Annotated in this window: 11 protein-coding genes and 1 riboswitch; of the genes, 7 read left to right on the top strand and 4 right to left on the bottom strand. The window is 62.2% G+C overall.

Annotated elements, in window-relative coordinates; genetic code table 11:
- Positions 1 to 348 precede the first annotated feature (348 nt).
- The gene (locus AACH55_RS02050; protein ID WP_338717743.1) at positions 349 to 5,220 is read left to right on the top strand and encodes a calcium-binding protein; all 4,872 of its coding nucleotides are present in this window, start codon (positions 349 to 351) and stop codon (positions 5,218 to 5,220) included.
- A gap of 91 nt (positions 5,221 to 5,311) precedes the next feature.
- On the opposite strand, the gene AACH55_RS02055 is transcribed toward AACH55_RS02050, so the two are convergent.
- Complete coding sequence (locus tag AACH55_RS02055; protein WP_338717744.1) at positions 5,312 to 8,122, bottom strand: valine--tRNA ligase; 2,811 nt, start codon at positions 8,120 to 8,122, stop codon at positions 5,312 to 5,314.
- Positions 8,123 to 8,365: 243 nt separating this feature from the next.
- Positions 8,366 to 8,476: riboswitch (TPP riboswitch) on the top strand.
- Positions 8,477 to 8,573: 97 nt separating this feature from the next.
- On the opposite strand from AACH55_RS02055, the gene thiC reads away from it, so the two are divergent.
- From thiC to thiE, 5 genes are all read left to right on the top strand, one after another.
- Positions 8,574 to 10,487 (top strand): phosphomethylpyrimidine synthase ThiC, encoded by a 1,914-nt coding sequence (thiC, locus tag AACH55_RS02060; protein ID WP_338717745.1) that lies wholly within the window; start codon positions 8,574 to 8,576, stop codon positions 10,485 to 10,487.
- A 5-nt stretch (positions 10,488 to 10,492) separates the two neighbouring features.
- Positions 10,493 to 10,693, top strand: a complete 201-nt coding sequence (gene thiS / locus AACH55_RS02065; protein WP_338717746.1) for a sulfur carrier protein ThiS — start codon at positions 10,493 to 10,495, stop codon at positions 10,691 to 10,693.
- An 80-nt stretch (positions 10,694 to 10,773) separates the two neighbouring features.
- Entirely contained in the window at positions 10,774 to 11,583 is an 810-nt protein-coding gene (locus tag AACH55_RS02070; RefSeq protein ID WP_338717747.1) for a thiazole synthase, read from the top strand.
- A 2-nt stretch (positions 11,584 to 11,585) separates the two neighbouring features.
- Positions 11,586 to 12,452: a hydroxymethylpyrimidine/phosphomethylpyrimidine kinase gene (locus AACH55_RS02075; RefSeq protein WP_338720143.1), complete on the top strand. Its 867-nt coding sequence runs from the start codon at positions 11,586 to 11,588 to the stop codon at positions 12,450 to 12,452.
- Between the two features lies 1 nt (position 12,453).
- Positions 12,454 to 13,086, top strand: coding sequence for a thiamine phosphate synthase (gene thiE, locus AACH55_RS02080; protein ID WP_338717748.1), 633 nt, complete (start codon positions 12,454 to 12,456; stop codon positions 13,084 to 13,086).
- An 80-nt stretch (positions 13,087 to 13,166) separates the two neighbouring features.
- Here thiE and AACH55_RS02085 read toward each other — a convergent pair whose 3' ends face one another.
- The 3 genes from AACH55_RS02085 to aroQ form a co-directional block, all read right to left on the bottom strand.
- Positions 13,167 to 13,661: a Dps family protein gene (locus tag AACH55_RS02085; RefSeq protein WP_013232475.1), complete on the bottom strand. Its 495-nt coding sequence runs from the start codon at positions 13,659 to 13,661 to the stop codon at positions 13,167 to 13,169.
- Between the two features lie 237 nt (positions 13,662 to 13,898).
- The gene (locus AACH55_RS02090) at positions 13,899 to 15,140 is read right to left on the bottom strand and encodes an MFS transporter (protein WP_338717749.1); all 1,242 of its coding nucleotides are present in this window, start codon (positions 15,138 to 15,140) and stop codon (positions 13,899 to 13,901) included.
- 205 nt (positions 15,141 to 15,345) lie between these two features.
- Positions 15,346 to 15,903 carry a gamma subclass chorismate mutase AroQ gene (gene aroQ / locus AACH55_RS02095; RefSeq protein ID WP_338717750.1) on the bottom strand — a complete coding sequence of 186 codons (558 nt, stop codon included), beginning with the start codon at positions 15,901 to 15,903 and terminating at the stop codon, positions 15,346 to 15,348.
- A 108-nt stretch (positions 15,904 to 16,011) separates the two neighbouring features.
- Between aroQ and AACH55_RS02100 the strand changes: the two genes are divergently transcribed.
- Positions 16,012 to 18,291 (top strand): UvrD-helicase domain-containing protein, encoded by a 2,280-nt coding sequence (locus AACH55_RS02100; RefSeq protein ID WP_338717751.1) that lies wholly within the window; start codon positions 16,012 to 16,014, stop codon positions 18,289 to 18,291.
- The last annotated feature ends 19 nt before the right edge of the window (positions 18,292 to 18,310 follow it).

The following is an 18,310-nucleotide window of genomic DNA, read 5'->3' on the forward strand; positions in this document are numbered from 1 at the left end:
TTAGGAAATATCATGGAAAGAACGACAAAACTCAAAGAGATCGCGCAGCTTATTCAGGCAGCCTATGCCTGATACATCCATGTGCAAAAATGATATTAACTTCATGAGTAAGTTAATAAAAATCAACGATAGAGGTCCGGATAATCTTTGCCTCAGCCTTGGAGAAGCTTGCGCCGACACTCACGTTTTCGCAGCTCAATACCCTTGTGCAAGCGGCCAGCAATGACATGCAGGCCAGCCTTGAGCGCGTGCTCGACGCAGTGCGTCGGATTGTGACCGGCACGGACTTCCCCATTACGCGGGTACGCATCTCCTCAGGCAATCTCTACCTACCGCTACATCAAGCGATTGACGACACCGGCAGATCAAGCAGTACGCTACTCGCAGGCCGAACTGTCAGGGCTCAAAGCCATTTACTTTGATACCGCCGATACGCTGTCGGAATATGCGGCAAGAGTATTCAACTGGACGTCCGTCGAATCGAGTCTCTTGGCAGACAGAGGCATCAATGCAAATCAGGGGGGCGGCGCGCTGATTCCTGAAGGCAGCTTGCTTGACTTTGTAGGCCATAGTTTGGGCGGCCATTTGGCCATCCTGGCGTCGCGCTTTTTTCCACAACTCGCCGACCAAGTCGTCACACTCAATGGACCTGGTTTTTTGCCGGTAGCAGAATCTGTGCTGAGTCGTTTCAGTCCAAATTGGAAAGACGAAAAAATACTTCGCATGGAAGGAACGGGCGATGGCGTGTCTGAAATCGGCACAGTGTATCCAGGCAAGCGGGTGCTGCTTGGGCAAGAAAGTGAGCGGAGTGTATTTTCGCCATTTTCAGTCAACCACGACAAAGTTAATAGCGTCGATGGATTGGCTCTGACGGAGTTGATCGGGAAACTGGATCCACGTTACGCAGCCGATGCAAGACTGGCCAAGTCTCTGATTGATTCAGTCTCCAATATTTCGGCTCACAGTTACGAAGAGCTGCTTGATGATTTCAGGCGGCTCTTTTTCCCTGAGGGTATTGCCCCGACATCGCTTAACAAGGAATCAGATCCAGTTTCTAGAGATTCCTTTTACGTCAATATCTCAGCATTGGCTGAAAAAGCAGCGTTCAAGTCTGCTGAAGGCAGACTGACCATCGACTATCTGGGTGGAAGAAATGCCGAAAACCTTGTGCAGCACGCCTTAATGGATGTGGCCTACCGCTACGCCCTGGTCACCGGCAACCCCTTCGTCGTCACAGGCGCAGACTACAGCGCTGTCAATACAAACGGCAAACTGGATCTCTTTGATAAGACCAGCGGCACGGGCAAGCTGACCCAGCAATACCTCAGTGACCGGGCTAACTTCCTCGTCTGGAAAATCAGTAAGAACAATGCCGACGCAGACTACGCCAAAGTCATCAGCAGCGATACCACCGAGGGCGATTGGGACTACACCGATATGGCCGCCAAGATCGCGATGAAGGTGGATGGACGCGGCGATCTGTTCAGCACGGCGCATCAGATCATCTTTGGCACCGACACGTCCGATACCCTGACGGGTAAAGATCAACGCGACCACCTGTATGGTGGTGATGGCGACGACACCCTGATCGGTGGCGACGGCGCCGATTATCTGGAGGGCGGCAATGGTGCTGATATCTATCAGGCCGCGGACGGCGACATCCTCTTTGATGCTGACAGTCAGGGCGTGGTCATTCTGGCCGGCAAGCGCCTGACCGGTGCCACGCAGCGGCTCAGTGAACACCGCTGGCAGGGTGCCGCCGGAGAAATCTACACCCGCAATGGCGATGATCTGGACATCACACTGGACGCCCAACGCATCACGATCAAGGACGGCTATCTGCGCCGTCTTGCCGCACCGAGCGGCGTGCTGGGTCTGGCGCTGACGGGCGAGGTGGCGACACCGCCGGGCGATGGCAGGGTCTACACCGGCAGTAACTTGCGCGACATCTGGGAGTGGCAGCGCATTTATGGTGTCGGTTACTACGAGACCACCGGCCGTGAGACCTTTCGCATGGGAGCGGGCGATGATCAGGTGGCCTCGGTCGGGGGCGGAGATATCTTTTACGGCGAGGACGGCAACGATGTCTTCATCGCCACCGACGGCGACAATTATGGCGAGGGTGGCAACGGCAACGATGTGCTGGCCGATGGCGTGATGCTGGACTACATCTCGCGCCCGGTCTGGCAGGAGGGCGATCAGTACTACGTCCCCTTCCTCGGTTGGACACAGGGGCCGGGCTACTGGCGTGACGAGCCCGACGTGCCCGACGTGGAGCGACAGGAGCGCACACTGGGCACGACCGGTATCGTGATGCATACGCTGACCGGCACCATTGACCGCATCAACACCAATACCAAGGACAGCTATGCCGGTGGTCAGGGTGACGACTGGCTGTGGGGCGAGGGCGGCGACGATGTGCTGGCGGGCGATGCCGGTAACGATGTGGTCTATGGTGGCGAAGGCCGGGACGAGGTCACGGGCGGAGACGGCGACGACATCCTGTCAGGCGACGACCTCACGCTCAATACGGCCGGTGCCCGGCATGGAGATGACTTCGTGGACGGTGGTGCGGGCAACGACACCCTGTTCGGCAACGGCGGGCAGGACGATCTCTGGGGCGGCGACGGGGATGACCGGATCTGGGGCGATGATGCGTTCACGCCGCTCAAGTTTCACGGTGACGACTGGATTTCAGGCGGGGCCGGCAATGACAGGATCTATGCGGGTGGCGGCGATGACATCGCCTACGGAGACGAGGGCCATGACCTGGTGGTAGGGGGCGAAGGCGATGACCTGCTGTACGGTGGAGACGGAAACGACCGCCTGGTGGGAGACCTGCCATCGGCCGCGGACCGCGACGCGGGGACGCACCTCTACGTGAGCGCCACCGAATGGAGTGCCAGGTTCTATCAAACGCAACTGGCCAACGGCACGCTGTCCAGCTATGCCGAACGCTATCAAGCCGATGAGGCCGCCCCGGGTGGCAACGATGTGCTGGACGGCGGCGCGGGAGACGACACGCTGATGGGCGGACGGGGTAACGACATCCTGCAGGGTGGCACGGGCAGTGATACCTATCTCTTCCATCTCGGCGATGGCGTCGACTTCATCAGAGAAGCCGCAGGAAATGTGAGCGACGTCGATATTCTGCAACTCGGTAGCGGGCTGACAGCCGCTGCCACGGTGGTGACGCGCCAAGGCGATGATCTGATCCTCAATTGGGGCGGCGATGATGCCGTGATCGTGAATGCCTTCTTTGCGGCAGACGCGTCGGGCCGCATCGAGCAGGTCGTATTCGCGGATGGCACGCGATGGACTGCGGATGAGCTTGCCGCACACGCCCAATCTGAAGCGCCAGACAACGGTGGGGACGACCATATCGAAGCGTCGCACCAATACACTCGCAGCAGTCTGACGCGGGACAGCTTCCTCAGCAGGAACGCCAGCGTCATCAGTACCAGCGGCAAGCTGGCTGATCTGGATCTGATGAGCAGCAGCTTCACCCTCAATGGAGCCTCAGTTGGCGGCGACTACGCTGCCCGGGTACTCCAGCTCGATACCCGGGTCGCGGGTCAGGCCACGGCATGGATCGGCTTCTATAGCGGGGGTGCCCACAGCAAGGCTGTCCAGGTGCGCTTTGCCGACAAGGCCGATGGTGGCGTCACCGCCACCGTGCTCAACGCCAAATACACCCCAGGCAATGTCCTCGGCACGGACTTCGACTGGGACACCAATGGCAAGCTGACCAATGTGGCGACCAGCAACTCGGGCGCCGGTTACGGCTTGGCCAGCATGCGCCTGAACGGTGTGCCGACCTTCGTCGATGGCAGGCGCTTCGAGGGCGGTGCTGGCAACGACACGGTCGACTATCGGGCAGGCTATGCGGAGGGCGCCAGCGTGGGCATCGACGCCTCGCTCGTGCGCGGTACCGTCCTCGTCGGCGGCGGCACGGATACGCTGAGCGGCATCGAAAACCTGGGCGGCACCGATGCCGCCGATCGCCTGGCCGGCGACGCCAACGACAACCGGCTCGAAGGCTATGCCGGTAACGACGTTCTTTACACCGGCGCAGGCAGGGATCAGGTTTCCGGCGGCGATGGCGACGATCGCATCGAGGTGGCGCACGACTACCAGCGCAGCAGCCTGACGTGGGACAGCTTCCTGACCAGAAATGCCAGCCTCATCAGCACCAGCGGCAAGCTGGCCTCGCTTGACCTGGTTGGTAGCCGCTTCACGCTCAATGGCGCGTCGGTCGCCGGCAACTACGCCGCCCGGGTGCTGCAGCTCGACACCCGCGTTGCCGGCCAGGCCACGGCATGGATCGGCTTCTACGACGGCGCCGTCTACAGCAAGGCGATCCAGGTCCGGTTCACGGATCGGGCCGGGGGCGGTTTCACGGCCAGCGTGCTCAATGCCAAATACACTCGCGGCAACGTACTGGGCCGTCTCTTCAACTGGGATACCCAAGGCAAGCTGACCAATGTGGCGACCAGCACCACCGCCGGCGGCTACGGGCTGGCCAGCATGACCTTGTACGGCCTGCCAGCCTTTGGCGACGACAAGGTGCTGGCCGGTGATGCCGGCAATGATACCGTCGACTACCGGGCCAACTATCTGGCAGGGGCGGGGATGGGTATGGATGCCTCGCTGGTCCGTGGCACGGTCATTCTCGGCGGTGGCGTCGATACCTTGATCGGCATCGAAAACCTGGGCGGTACCGATGCAGCCGACCGCCTCGTCGGCGACGCCAATGACAATCGGATCGAAGGCTACGGAGGGAATGACATCCTGTCCGGCGGGCGCGCAAACGATATGTTGATCGGGGGGAGTGGCAACGATACTTACCTGTACGGCGCGGGCGATGGGAAAGACATTCTTGTGGATCGCGATGCGGCCAGCGGCAACATCGACCTCCTGACATTGACGGACATCGACCAGACCCAGCTATGGTTCCGTCACGTGGGCAATGATCTGCAGATCGATGTGCTGGGTACGACGGATCAGATCAGGGTCAAGGACTGGTACATAGGAGGCGCCAGTGGAGCCGACAACCACATCGAGCGTATCAGCACGGCCGACGGCATGACCCTCTACGACAGCGACGTCGAGAAGCTGGTGCAGGCGATGGCGGCCTTTGCACCGCCCTCGGCCGGGCAGACACGCTGGACCAACGGTCAGAGCAGCAATGGCCAGGTGCTCCTGACGGTGACGCACTGAAGCTGGTTTGTTTCGCGCAATCGGATCAGCACCATGAAAAAAGCCGCCGCCCTCATCGGGACGGCGGCTTCGTCATCAGGATGACGCTGGCCTACTTCAGCTTGGCCAGTTGCTCCTTGACCTTCTCCAGCGTAGCGCTGAAGTTGGCCACACGTTCCTTCTCCTGCGCCACCACCGCCTCGGGCGCGCGCGCCACGAAGCTTTCGTTGGACAGCTTGCCGTTGGCCTTGGCGATCTCGGCGGTCAGGCGGGTGACTTCCTTGCCCAGGCGTTCGCGCTCGGCGGCAACATCGATCTCCACCTTCAGCATCAGCTTGACCTCGCCGACGATGGCCACTGGTGCCGGCGACTCCGGCAGTTGCGCCACCACGGTGGTTTCCGACAGGCGCACCAGACCTTGCAGGTAGGGCAGGAAGGATTCGACGGCCGAGGCATCGGCGGCTTCGACAATCAGCGGCACCCGCAGCGATGGCGCCAGTTGCATCTCGCCGCGCAGGTTGCGGCAGGCGTCGGTGTAGGCCTTGAACTGGGCGACCCAGGCTTCGGCTTCGGTATCGATCTTCTCCAGGTCCGGGCGCGGATAGGCCTGACGCATGATGGAGTCGCCTGCCGGATCCGGCTTGCGATCAGTCAGCGGGGCCACGCTCTGCCACAGCTGCTCGGTGATGAAGGGCAGCACCGGATGGGCCAGGCGCAGCACGCTTTCCAGCACGCGCAGGAGCGTGCGGCGGGTGGCGCGCTGTTGCGCCTCGTTGCCGCTCTGGATCTGGGCCTTGGCCATTTCCAGGTACCAGTCGCAATATTCGTCCCAGACGAATTTGTAGATGGCGGTGGCGATGTTGTCGAAGCGGTAGTCGGCAAAACCCTTTTCGACTTCGGCTTCGGTACGCTGCAGGAGCGACACGATCCAGCGGTCAGCCTTGGAGAACTGCAGCTTCTCCTTGTCGCAGACACCCTTCTCGTGGCCCTCGAAACCGCAGTCCTGGCCTTCGGTATTCATCAGCACGAAGCGGGTCGCGTTCCACAGCTTGTTGCAGAAGTTGCGATAGCCTTCGCAGCGATTCAGGTCGAAGTTGATGTTGCGGCCCAGCGTCGCCAGCGAGGCGAAGGTGAAGCGCAGCGCATCGGTGCCGAAGGCCGGGATGCCGTCGGCGAATTCCTTGCGGGTGGCCTTCTCGATGCTGGCCGCCTGCTTGGGGTTCATCAGGCCGACCGTACGCTTGGTCACCAGTTCATCCACGCCGATACCATCGATCAGGTCGATCGGGTCCAGCGTATTGCCCTTGGACTTGGACATCTTCTGGCCCGAGGCATCGCGCACCAGGCCGTGCACGTAGACGGTATCGAAAGGCACCTTGCCGGTGAAGTGCGTGGTCATCATGACCATGCGCGCCACCCAGAAGAAGATGATGTCGAAGCCCGTCACCAGTACCGAGGAGGGCAGGAACAGCTTGTAGTCCGGCGTTTCTTCCGGCCAGCCCAGGGTGGAGAAGGGCACCAGCGCCGAGGAGAACCAGGTATCGAGCACGTCTTCATCGCGCTTGACGGCCTTGCCGCCGGCTTGCGCACGGGCTTCTTCTTCGGTGCGGGCAACGTAGATGCCGCCGTCCTCGTCGTACCATGCCGGGATCTGATGGCCCCACCACAGCTGGCGCGAGATGCACCAGTCCTGGATGTTGTTGAGCCACTGGTTGTAGGTGTTGGTCCAGTTCTCGGGCACGAACTTGATCTCGCCCGAGGAGACTTTTTCCAGCGCGGTCTCGGCAATCGACTTGCCGGGGAAGAAGGTCCCTTCCGGTGCCGGCTTGCTCATGGCCACGAACCACTGGTCGGTCAGCATCGGCTCGATCACCACGCCGGTACGGTCGCCACGCGGCACCATCAGCTTGTGCGGCTTGACCTGTTCCAGCAGGCCCAGCGCATCCAGATCGGCCACGATCTGCTTGCGCGCCTCGAAGCGGTCCAGGCCCTGGTACTTCTCGGGCGCGTTCTCGTTGATGGTGGCCTTGAGGGTGAAGACGCTGATCATTTCCAGGTTGTGGCGGGCGCCGACCTGGTAGTCATTGAAGTCGTGCGCCGGGGTGATCTTCACGCAGCCGGTGCCGAATTCCTTGTCGACGTATTCATCCTTGATGATGGGAATTTCGCGGCCCACCAGCGGCAGCCGGATCATCTTGCCCACCAGTGCGGCGTAGCGCTCATCGGTCGGGTCTACGGCCACGGCGACGTCGCCCAGCATGGTTTCCGGACGGGTGGTGGCCACCACGATATGGCCGCTGCCATCGGCCAGCGGATACTTGATGTGCCACATCGAGCCGTCTTCTTCTTCCGACACCACTTCCAGGTCGGAGACGGCGGTGCCCAGCACCGGATCCCAGTTCACCAGGCGCTTGCCGCGATAGATCAGACCTTGTTCGTAGAGGCGCACGAAGACTTCGGTGACGGCCTTGGACATCTTCGGGTCCATCGTGAAGTATTCACGGGCCCAGTCGGTGGAGGCGCCCATGCGGCGCATCTGGCCGGTGATGGTGGAGCCGGATTTTTCTTTCCACTCCCACACCTTCTCGACGAATTTCTCACGGCCCAGGTCGTGGCGCGAGACCTTTTGCGCATCCAGCTGACGTTCCACCACGATCTGGGTGGCGATGCCGGCGTGGTCGGTACCCGGGATCCAGGCGGTGTTGTAGCCGCGCATGCGGTGGTAGCGCGTCAAGCCATCCATGATGGTCTGGTTGAACGCGTGACCCATGTGCAGGGTGCCGGTCACATTGGGCGGCGGCAGCTGGATGGAAAACGAGGGCTTCTCCGCGTCGGTGGTGGCGGCGAAGTAACCGCGCTTTTCCCACTCCTCGCGCCAGAATTTCTCAATCTCGGCAGGCTCGAACGACTTGGCTAATTCCATGATTTGACGTGTGTTTTTGCGAAACCCAGCATTATAAGGGACGGACAGGGCAAATCTCGCCACAGGCGCGAAATTGACGCGCTCAACGCCGGGATTTGGCAGCCCGCCAATCCATTGCCCCAGGGCATGTTGCCTGGTCCGAATGCTGCGCTGCACACCCAGCCCATCCGAAATGAAGCCTTGTCCATCACGATATTTGGAGTAGAATCCGGCCCACGACAACGACCGCGCAAGCGGCCCGCGTCGCACCGCTAGGGGTCCTGGCACCGGAGCACATGCTCTGGCAGCCGGGTGAGAAATACCCTTGAACCTGATCTGGATAATGCCAGCGAAGGGAAGCAACCGGCAGCATGACGCACCCACGGCCCTGTATTACCTCCACGCCGTTCGTCCTCTTCCGCAACCTCCTTTGCTGGCTCCGAGCCAAGAGTCATCAAGCAAAGGAGCCGAAATGAATGCCAACCCGAAATTCCTGTCCGCGACGGCCACCGTCGACGAGGCCGCCGTCCAGCCTCTGCCGAATTCCCGCAAGATCTACGTGACCGGCTCGCGCCCGGACATCCGCGTGCCCATGCGCGAGATCAGCCAGGCCGACACGCCCGCCATGTTCGGTTCGGAAAAGAACCCGCCCATCTACGTCTACGACACCTCCGGCCCTTACACCGACCCGGACGTGAAGATCGATATCCGCGCCGGCCTCGCCACGCCGCGCCTGCCGTGGATCCTGGAGCGCAACGATACCGAAGAACTGCCCGGCCCCACCTCCGAATACGGTCAGCAGCGCCTGAACGACCCGGCCCTGGCCGAGCTGCGCTTCAACCTGCACCGCAAGCCGCGCCGCGCCAAGGCGGGCGCCAACGTCACCCAGATGCACTATGCGCGTCAGGGCATCATCACGCCGGAGATGGAATTCATCGCCATCCGCGAAAACCTGCGCCGCAAGGAGTACCTGGATCAACTCAAAGCCTCCGGCCCCATGGGCAACAAGCTGGCCGACCTGATGGGCCGCCAGCATCCCGGCCAGTCTTTCGGCGCTTCGATTCCCGCCGAGATCACGCCGGAATTCGTGCGTGACGAAGTGGCACGCGGCCGCGCCATCATCCCCGCCAACATCAACCACCCGGAAGTCGAACCGATGATCATCGGCCGCAATTTCCTGGTCAAGATCAACGCCAACATCGGCAACTCGGCGGTGACCTCCTCCATCGGCGAAGAAGTGGAAAAGATGACCTGGGCCATCCGCTGGGGTGGCGATAACGTGATGGATCTGTCCACCGGCAAGAACATCCACGAAACCCGTGAATGGATCATCCGCAATTCGCCGGTACCGATTGGCACCGTGCCCATCTACCAGGCCCTGGAAAAGGTCAACGGCAAGGCCGAAGACCTGACCTGGGAAATCTTCCGCGATACCTTGATCGAGCAAGCCGAGCAGGGCGTGGACTACTTCACCATCCACGCCGGCGTGCGCCTGCAATACGTGCCGCTGACCGCCAAGCGCATGACCGGCATCGTCTCGCGCGGCGGCTCCATCATGGCCAAGTGGTGCCTGGCGCATCACCGCGAATCCTTCCTCTACGAACACTTCGAAGAGATCTGCGAAATCATGAAGGCCTATGACGTCAGCTTCAGCCTGGGCGACGGCCTGCGTCCCGGTTCCATCTACGACGCCAACGACGAAGCGCAACTGGGCGAGCTGCGCACCCTGGGCGAACTGACCCGGATCGCCTGGAAGCACGATGTGCAGGTAATGATCGAAGGCCCCGGCCACGTGCCCATGCATCTCATCAAGGAGAACATGGATCTGCAGCTGGAGCAGTGCCACGAAGCGCCGTTCTACACCCTCGGCCCCTTGACCACCGACATCGCTCCCGGCTACGACCACATCACCTCCGGCATCGGTGCCGCGCAGATCGGCTGGTACGGCACGGCCATGCTGTGCTACGTCACGCCCAAGGAACACCTGGGCCTGCCCAACAAGACCGATGTGAAGGACGGCATCATCACCTACAAGATCGCCGCTCACGCCGCCGACCTGGCCAAGGGCCATCCGGGCGCGCAGATCCGCGACAACGCCTTGTCCAAGGCGCGCTTCGAGTTCCGTTGGGAAGACCAGTTCAACATCGGCCTGGACCCGGACAAGGCACGCGAATTCCACGACGAAACCCTGCCCAAGGATTCGGCCAAGGTGGCGCATTTCTGCTCCATGTGCGGCCCGCATTTCTGTTCCATGAAGATCACCCAGGAAGTGCGTGATTACGCGGCCAAGGAAGGCATCTCCGAGATCGACGCCTTGAAGCAGGGCATGCAGGTGAAATCGGTCGAGTTCGTCAAGATGGGCGCCGAGATCTATTCGAAGCAGTAAGCGCCATGCAGATCGAACTGAACGGCAAGCCGCATCCGCTGCCTGACGGCGCCACGCTGGACCAGCTCATTGCCGGCCTGTCATTGGCCGGCAAGGCAGTGGCCGTGGCGGTCAACCGCCAGGTGGTGCCCAGTGCGCAATGGCCCTCGCGCGCGCTGGCCGAGGCCGACAAGGTAGACGTAGTGCGCGCCATCGGGGGCGGATGAAAGAGTGTTCCGCTGCGGCGCGCGAGTGCCGCCAGCGGCCGCACCCCATGGCACGCAGCTCTCAAAGACAAGGAATCGACATGAACATGAACGACGCCCCGCTCGTCAATGACGACAAGGGCCTGACCATCGCCGGCAAGACCTATCGCTCGCGCCTGCTGGTGGGCAGCGGCAAGTACAAGGACCTCGACGAAACCCGCGCGGCGACTGTCGCCAGCGGCGCCGAGATCATCACGGTGGCGATCCGCCGCGTCAACATCGGCCAGGACCCGAATGCACCCAGCCTGCTGGATGCGGTGCCGCCTTCCGAATTCACCATCCTGCCCAACACCGCCGGCTGCTACAACGCCGCCGATGCGGTCTACACGCTGCAACTGGCGCGCGAACTGCTGGGTGGTCACAAGCTGGTCAAGCTGGAAGTGCTGGGCGATGAAAAGACGCTCTTCCCCAACATGCCCGAAACGCTCAAAGCCGCCGAGACCCTGGTCAAGGATGGCTTCGACGTGATGGTCTATTGCAGCGACGATCCGATTCAGGCGCGCATGCTGGAAGACCTGGGTGTGGCCGCCGTCATGCCGCTGGCCTCGCTGATCGGCTCGGGCATGGGCATTCTGAACCCCTGGAATCTCTCGCTCATCATCGAACAGGCGCGCGTGCCGGTGCTGGTCGATGCCGGCGTGGGCACCGCATCCGATGCAGCCATTGCGATGGAACTGGGCTGTGATGGCGTGCTGATGAACACCGCCATCGCTGGTGCACGCGATCCGATTCGCATGGCACGTGCCATGAAGCTGGCGGTGGAAGCGGGCCGCGAAGCTTTCCTGGCCGGGCGCATCGCGCGCAAGTTTGCTGCCTCGCCGTCCTCGCCGATGGCCGGGCGCGTGGCGTGACGATGCAGGCCGCCTATCGCGCCACGCCACCCTGCGTGCTGGTCTTCTCCGGCTCCGACCCCAGCGGCGGGGCCGGCATGCAGGCTGATATCCCTGCCATCACGGCGCTGGGCTGCCATCCCTTGTCGGTGCCCACTGCATTGACCGTGCAGGATAACGTCAGCGTCTTCGCCGTGCATGCGCTCGATCCGGAACTGGTGCGGCATCAGGCCCAGGTTCTGATCGATCGCTTCGACATCGCTGCGGTCAAGCTGGGCATCGCCGGCAGTCACGAGAATGCTGAAGTGATCGCCGGATTGATTCGTCAGTTGCGCGCACGTGATCCGCAATTGCCGGTGGTACTCGATCCCGTGCTGGCCAATGGCAAGGGCGACCAGCTCTCGCGCGACGATGCCGCGCGCGTGATCGAACCGCTCTACGAACTGGCTACCGTCATCACTCCCAACCTCAACGAGGCGCGGCGCCTCTGCGGTGATGTGGAACCGGCGCGGCAGGCGGCCCTGCTGATGAAGCGCGGATGTGCGCATGTGCTGCTCAAGGGCGGCCATGGTCCGCAGGAGCAGGATGTGATCAATCGCTGGTACGGACAATTGCTCCGTTCCGAGTTTGCCGAAGAGGCCATCGAAAGCGCGCGCTGGTGCTGGCCCCGCCTGAGCGATGAATTCCACGGCAGCGGTTGCACGCTGGCGGCCGCCCTGTCGGCCTGCCTGGCACGCGGCCTGCCCATGCGCGAGGCCATCGAGCTGGCGCAGCAGTACACGCAGCATGCGCTGTCGACGTCCTATGCGATTGCCGAAGGGCAGCGCATCCCCAATCGCGTGCCTGCCTTTGAACCCGTTATAGATGCCGCCGTTGCGGCAGGAGCATGACATGAAACCCGAGTATGCAAAGCATCTGCGCGGCCTTTATATCGTCACACCCGATTGGGATGATCTGTCCCAATTGATGGCTGCGACTGAGCTGGCGCTGAAAAATGGTGCCGCGCTGGTGCAGTACCGACACAAGAGCGCCAGTGCCGGGCAGCGACTTGCGCAGGCTTCGGCGCTGCTGGCGCTGTGCCACCAATATGATGTGCCGCTGATCATCAACGATCACGTGGACCTGTGCCTGGAGATTGGCGCCGATGGCGTCCATGTGGGTGGTACCGATGCGTCCATCGCTGAAGTGCGCAAAGCGGTCGGGCCGGACCGCATCGTCGGTGCCTCCTGCTACGGCACGCTGGAACTGGCGCATGCGGCGCATCGCGACGGCGCAAGCTATGTGGCCTTCGGCGGCTTCTATCCCTCGCGCGTCAAAAAATATGATTTCCGGACCGCACCGGAAATCATCGCCCAATCCAAGCGCGAGATCCCCTTGCCGGTGGTGGTGATCGGCGGCATCACGCTGGAGAACGCGCCGCCGCTGGTGGAGCAGGGGGCGGACATGGTGGCCGTCATCAGCAGTGTGTATCTGGTGCCCGTGGCTGAGCGCAAGACGCGGGAGTTGGCTGATCTCTATCGCTGAGGCAGGCAATCCGAACGGCTCGCAAAAAAAATGCCGTTCGAGTGAACGGCATTTTTGATTGGGCCAAGGCCCGGCGATCATCAGCCTTCCAGCAGGCTGCGCAGCATCCACGCATTCTTTTCATGCAGCTGCATGCGCTGGGTCAGCAGGTCGGCGGTCGGTTCATCGGCCGCCGCATCCACGGTCGGGAAGATCGAACGTGCGGTGCGGGTCACGGCTTCCTGGCCGGCCACCAGCTGGGCGATCATCTCTTGCGCGTTGGGCACGCCATCGGCTTCGGGGATCGAGGACAGCTTGGCGAATTCCTTGTACGAACCCGGTGCCGGATAACCCAGCGCGCGGATGCGTTCAGCGATCAGGTCCACTGCCAGCGCCAGTTCGTTGTACTGGCCTTCAAACATCAGATGCAGGGTGTTGAACATCGGACCGGTCACGTTCCAGTGGAAGTTGTGGGTCTTCAGGTACAGGGTGTAGGTGTCGGCCAGCAGCTTGGACAGGCCGTCGGCAATCTTCTTGCGGTCCTTGTCGTTGATGCCGATGTTGATCGAGGGGGCTGCCACATTCTTCTTTGCCATCATTCGCTCCTTAGCTGTTCGGTTGTTCGTAAGCGGGGTACATAACACTGCGCAACTCCGCGATTCTATTGCAAATCGCAAACGGACAAACTGCGACTACGCAATTATTGTTAAGAGAGTGAGGACTGCGTTCCGTATTTCAATCGATTTTTCCGATAAATGCACAGTTATAAATCAATGGGGCCGATAGACAAAAATCTATCGGCCCCATGTTCGTGCGCTTCTGACGTAAGCAGATCAAGGCTTTGCGGCCTGCTGCGCGCTGCGATACAAGGACAGCGACAAGGCCACCCCACCGATAGCGGCAATGGCCGCGAACAGGAATACCTGCGCATACCCGAGCTGTCCTGCAATGGCACCGGCCAGCGGGCCCGTGATGCCCAGCGCCAGGTCGAGGAACACGGAGTACGCCGCCAGCGCCGCACCGCGATTGGCTGGCGATACCAGATTGACCGCTTCCACCCCCAGCGAGGGGAACACCAGCGCAAAGCCGAAACCGGCCAGGCCCGCACCCAGCAACGCCAGTGCGGGCGTGGTGGCGCTCCACAGCAGCAGCAGGCCGACGGCCTCGGTCAGGAAGCAGATCACGGCCACGCGATAGCCACCGAAGCGCGTAATCGAATCGGCAAACAGCAGGCGCGCCCCGACGAAGGCGCTGGAGAAGGCGGTCAGCGCGAAGGCCGCGCCGCTCCAGTGCAGGTCGGCGTAATACAGGGTGATGAAGGTGGCGATCGAACCAAAACCGATGGTGCCGAACGCCAGGCCCATGCCATAGGCGAAGACCTTGCGCAGCACCAGCTTGAAGGACAGCTGCTCGCCCTGCACCACCGGCGTGACCGGACCGCCGCGGGCCAGTACGTAACCCAGCACGGTCAGCAGCATGCCCGTCAGGCCGATCATGGCAAAGCCCAGCGAGCGGTCCAGCACCACGCCCAGCGGGGCGCCGATGGCCAGCGCGGCATAGGTGGCGATGCCGTTCCAGGAAATCATCTTGGCGGTGTTTTCCGAACCTACGCGGCCCACGCCCCACATGATGGCGCCGGTACCGACCAGGCTCTCGCCCAGGCCCAGCAAGCCGCGACTGGCAAACAGCAGCACCAGCGAGAGCAAGGGCAGCGGCTGCGCCAGCGCCGAGAGCAGCAGCATGCCGCCGCTGGCCGAGCACAGCAGCATGCCGCGCATGACGGTGTGCTTGGCACCCATGGTGTCGATCATGCGGCCGGCATTGGCGCGGCTGACGAAGGTGGCGAAGTACTGCACGCTGATGCCCAGTCCGGCGATCACCGAGCTATAGCCCAGGTCCAGGTGGATGTAGCCCGGCAGCACCGCCATCGGGATGCCGATGGCCAGATAGACCAGGAAGGTGAACAGGGCGGTGGCGATGATCTGCCGGGTCACCTTGACCGGCGTGAGCGGACGTGATGGGGCGCGCGGCACGGGCGTGCCGGATGAACTGGGACTACAGGAATCGTCGGACATGGCGGGGAAATCGGAATGTGAAGCCGGAGTGCGAAACTGAACCGCAGGCCGGCATGGGAGGCCGCGCGCGCGGATGTGCACGTGAACAGCCAGACCGAATTTTACTCCCGCCCTAAAATTGCTGCAGGACAGCAAAAGATTTTTGCCTGTCAATTCAGCAACTTAGTCGTATTTGTGCGACGTAATGTTGCCCTAATGCTTCAACTCAGCGCTCGCAACGCAGGGCCTCGACAGCCCGCTCGCGCACGGCCGGTGCATAGTCGGCGCCGAGGATTTCCGGTTCCAGCTCGGCCAGGTCGCGCTGCACGCCGGGTTCGCACCAGTGTCCGTTGAGGCGGGCCAGGGCGTTGAGCAGGTCAGGCGTGAGGCGGTCCAGCACCGGGCGCACCTGCAGGGCCAGGTCGGGCGGATTGGCGAAGGGCGGGCGTTGCTCGACGCGCCACTGGCGATGCAGGTCGCGCTGCACGATCTTGCCAGCCTCGAACTGGTCCTGGAAGAAGCGGCGCGTCCACGTGGCATCGAGGCCCAGTTTCTGCGCACGGGCGGATACGTCGTCCAGGATCACGCCTTCACGCGCCGGGTCATCGATGGGCGCATGCGAGTTCCACTTGCTGCGCGCCACCGGGGCCGCCACGTCCAGGCGGGCCTTTTGCAGCGTCAGCAATTGTTCGACGTCGCTGCGCGTGGCCGGTGGCGGCGTGGCGCAGGCGGTGAGCAGCAGGGCGATGAGAGCGGGGAGGGCGGCGGAAGGCAGGTGGCGCATGGGTGAAAGAGTCGTGGGCTGAAAACGGCTGTGGATAAATCAAAGCCCCCGCAGTATAGCGCTGCGCCTGCTCGCCCGGTCATGGCACGCGCCCTTTATAATCGCGGGATGCAAAATCTTCTCCACAACCTCAACGAAGAGCAGCTCGCCGCCGTGACGCTGCCCGCGCAATCGGCGCTGATCCTGGCCGGTGCCGGTTCCGGCAAGACCCGTGTGCTGACTACCCGCATCGCCTGGCTGATCCAGACCGGGCAGGTCTCGCCTGCGGGCATCCTCGCGGTGACCTTCACCAACAAGGCCGCCAAGGAAATGACCGCGCGCCTCTCGGGCATGCTGCCCATCAATACGCGCGGCATGTGGATCGGGACTTTCCACGGACTGTGCAATCGCCTGCTGCGCGCGCATCACAAGGATGCCGGCCTGCCGCAGACCTTCCAGATCCTGGATACGCAAGACCAGCTCTCGGCCATCAAGCGCCTGTTGAAGCAGATGAACGTGGACGATGAGAAATACCCGCCGCGCAACCTGATGTACTTCATCAACAGCGCCAAGGACCAGGGTCTGCGCGCCAAGGATGTGGATGCCTACGACGACTACAACCGCAAGTTCGTCGAACTCTACGAGCTCTACGACCAGCAGTGCCAGCGCGAAGGCGTGGTGGATTTTGCCGAGCTGCTCTTGCGCACCTATGAATTGCTCTCGCGCAACCAGCCGCTGCGCGAGCACTACCAGAGCCGCTTCCGTCACATCCTGGTCGATGAGTTCCAGGACACCAACGACCTGCAATACAAATGGTTGAAACTCATGGCCGGCCAGCACAATGCCGTCTTTGCGGTGGGCGACGATGACCAGAGCATCTACGCCTTCCGTGGCGCCAACGTGGGTAACATGCAGGCCTTCGAGCAGGAATTCCATGTCCAGAACCTGATCAAGCTGGAGCAGAACTATCGTTCGCACGGCCACATCCTCGACACCGCCAACGAACTGATCGCCAACAACAGCAAGCGCCTGGGCAAGAACCTGCGCACCGATGCCGGCCACGGCGAGCAGGTGCGCGTCTATGAAGCCACCAGCGATCTGCAGGAAGCGCAGTGGATCATTGAGCAGGTCAAGGATCTGATCGCCGAAGGCTGGGCGCGCAGCGAGATCGCCATCCTCTATCGTTCCAATGCGCAGTCGCGGGTGCTGGAACATGCGCTGTTCAGCTCGGCCATTCCCTATCGCGTCTATGGCGGCCAGCGCTTCTTCGAGCGCGCCGAAATCAAGCACGCGATTGCGTACCTGCAGTTGATGGACAACCTGCACAATGATTCGGCCTTCCTGCGCGTGGTCAATTTCCCCACGCGCGGCATTGGCGCCAAGGCCATGGAATCCTTGCAGGATGCGGCGCGCCAGTACGGTTGCTCGCTCTATGCAGCCGTTCCTTACGTGGCGGGCAAGGCCGGTTCGTCGCTGAACGCCTTCATCAAGCTGATCGAAGGCGCGCGCTTCGAGACCCAGCATCTGCCGCTGCCGGAGATGGTCAAGGTGGTGCTGGACCTGTCCGGCCTGATGACCCACTACCGCAACGAAAAGGAAGGCGCAGACCGCATCGAGAACCTGGAGCAGCTGGTCAGTGCGGCCACGCTCTTCGTCTCGGAAGAGGGCTATGGCCTCGATGCGCCGGCCTTCCTCGGCCCGCAGGCGCAGGCCTCGGCCGGCACGGCCATCACCACCGCCGATGGCGTGGAAGTGCTCGATGCCGATGCGCCGCTGGTGACCATCATGTCGCCGCTGTCGGCCTTCCTCTCGCATGCCTCGCTGGAGGCGGGCGACAACCAGGCGCAGGCCGGCCAGGATGCCTTGCAATTGATGACGGTGCACTCGGCCAAGGGGCTGGAGTTCGATGCGGTCTTCATCACCGGCATGGAAGAGGGATTGTTCCCGCATGAAAACAGCGCCAAGGAAGAAGGCGGTGTGGAAGAAGAGCGCCGCCTGATGTACGTGGCCATCACGCGCGCGAGGAAGCGCCTCTTCATGACCTTCTCGCAGACCCGCATGCTGCACGGCCAGACGCGCTACAACATGCGCTCACGCTTCTTCGATGAAATGCCGGAGCAGTCGATCAAGTGGCTCTCACCCAAGATCGCCCAGCATCACTGGTTCGCCAACCCCAAGTCGGCCTGGGATGAAGTGCCGGAAGCGGGCAACAACAGGATCGCCCAGAGCTTCACGCGCCAGACCGATTCCGGCTGGCGCATCGGCCAGAACGTGTCGCACGCCAAGTTCGGCGAGGGTGTCATCGTCAACATCGAAGGTGGTGGCGGCGCGGCGCGGGCGCAGATCAACTTCGGCAAGTTCGGCATGAAGTTGCTCGATCTGTCGGTGGCCAAGCTGGACAAGATCTGAGCAAGTGCCGCAGAGAGCG

Source organism: Herbaspirillum sp. DW155 (genome assembly GCF_037076565.1).
Lineage (GTDB): Bacteria > Pseudomonadota > Gammaproteobacteria > Burkholderiales > Burkholderiaceae_D > Herbaspirillum.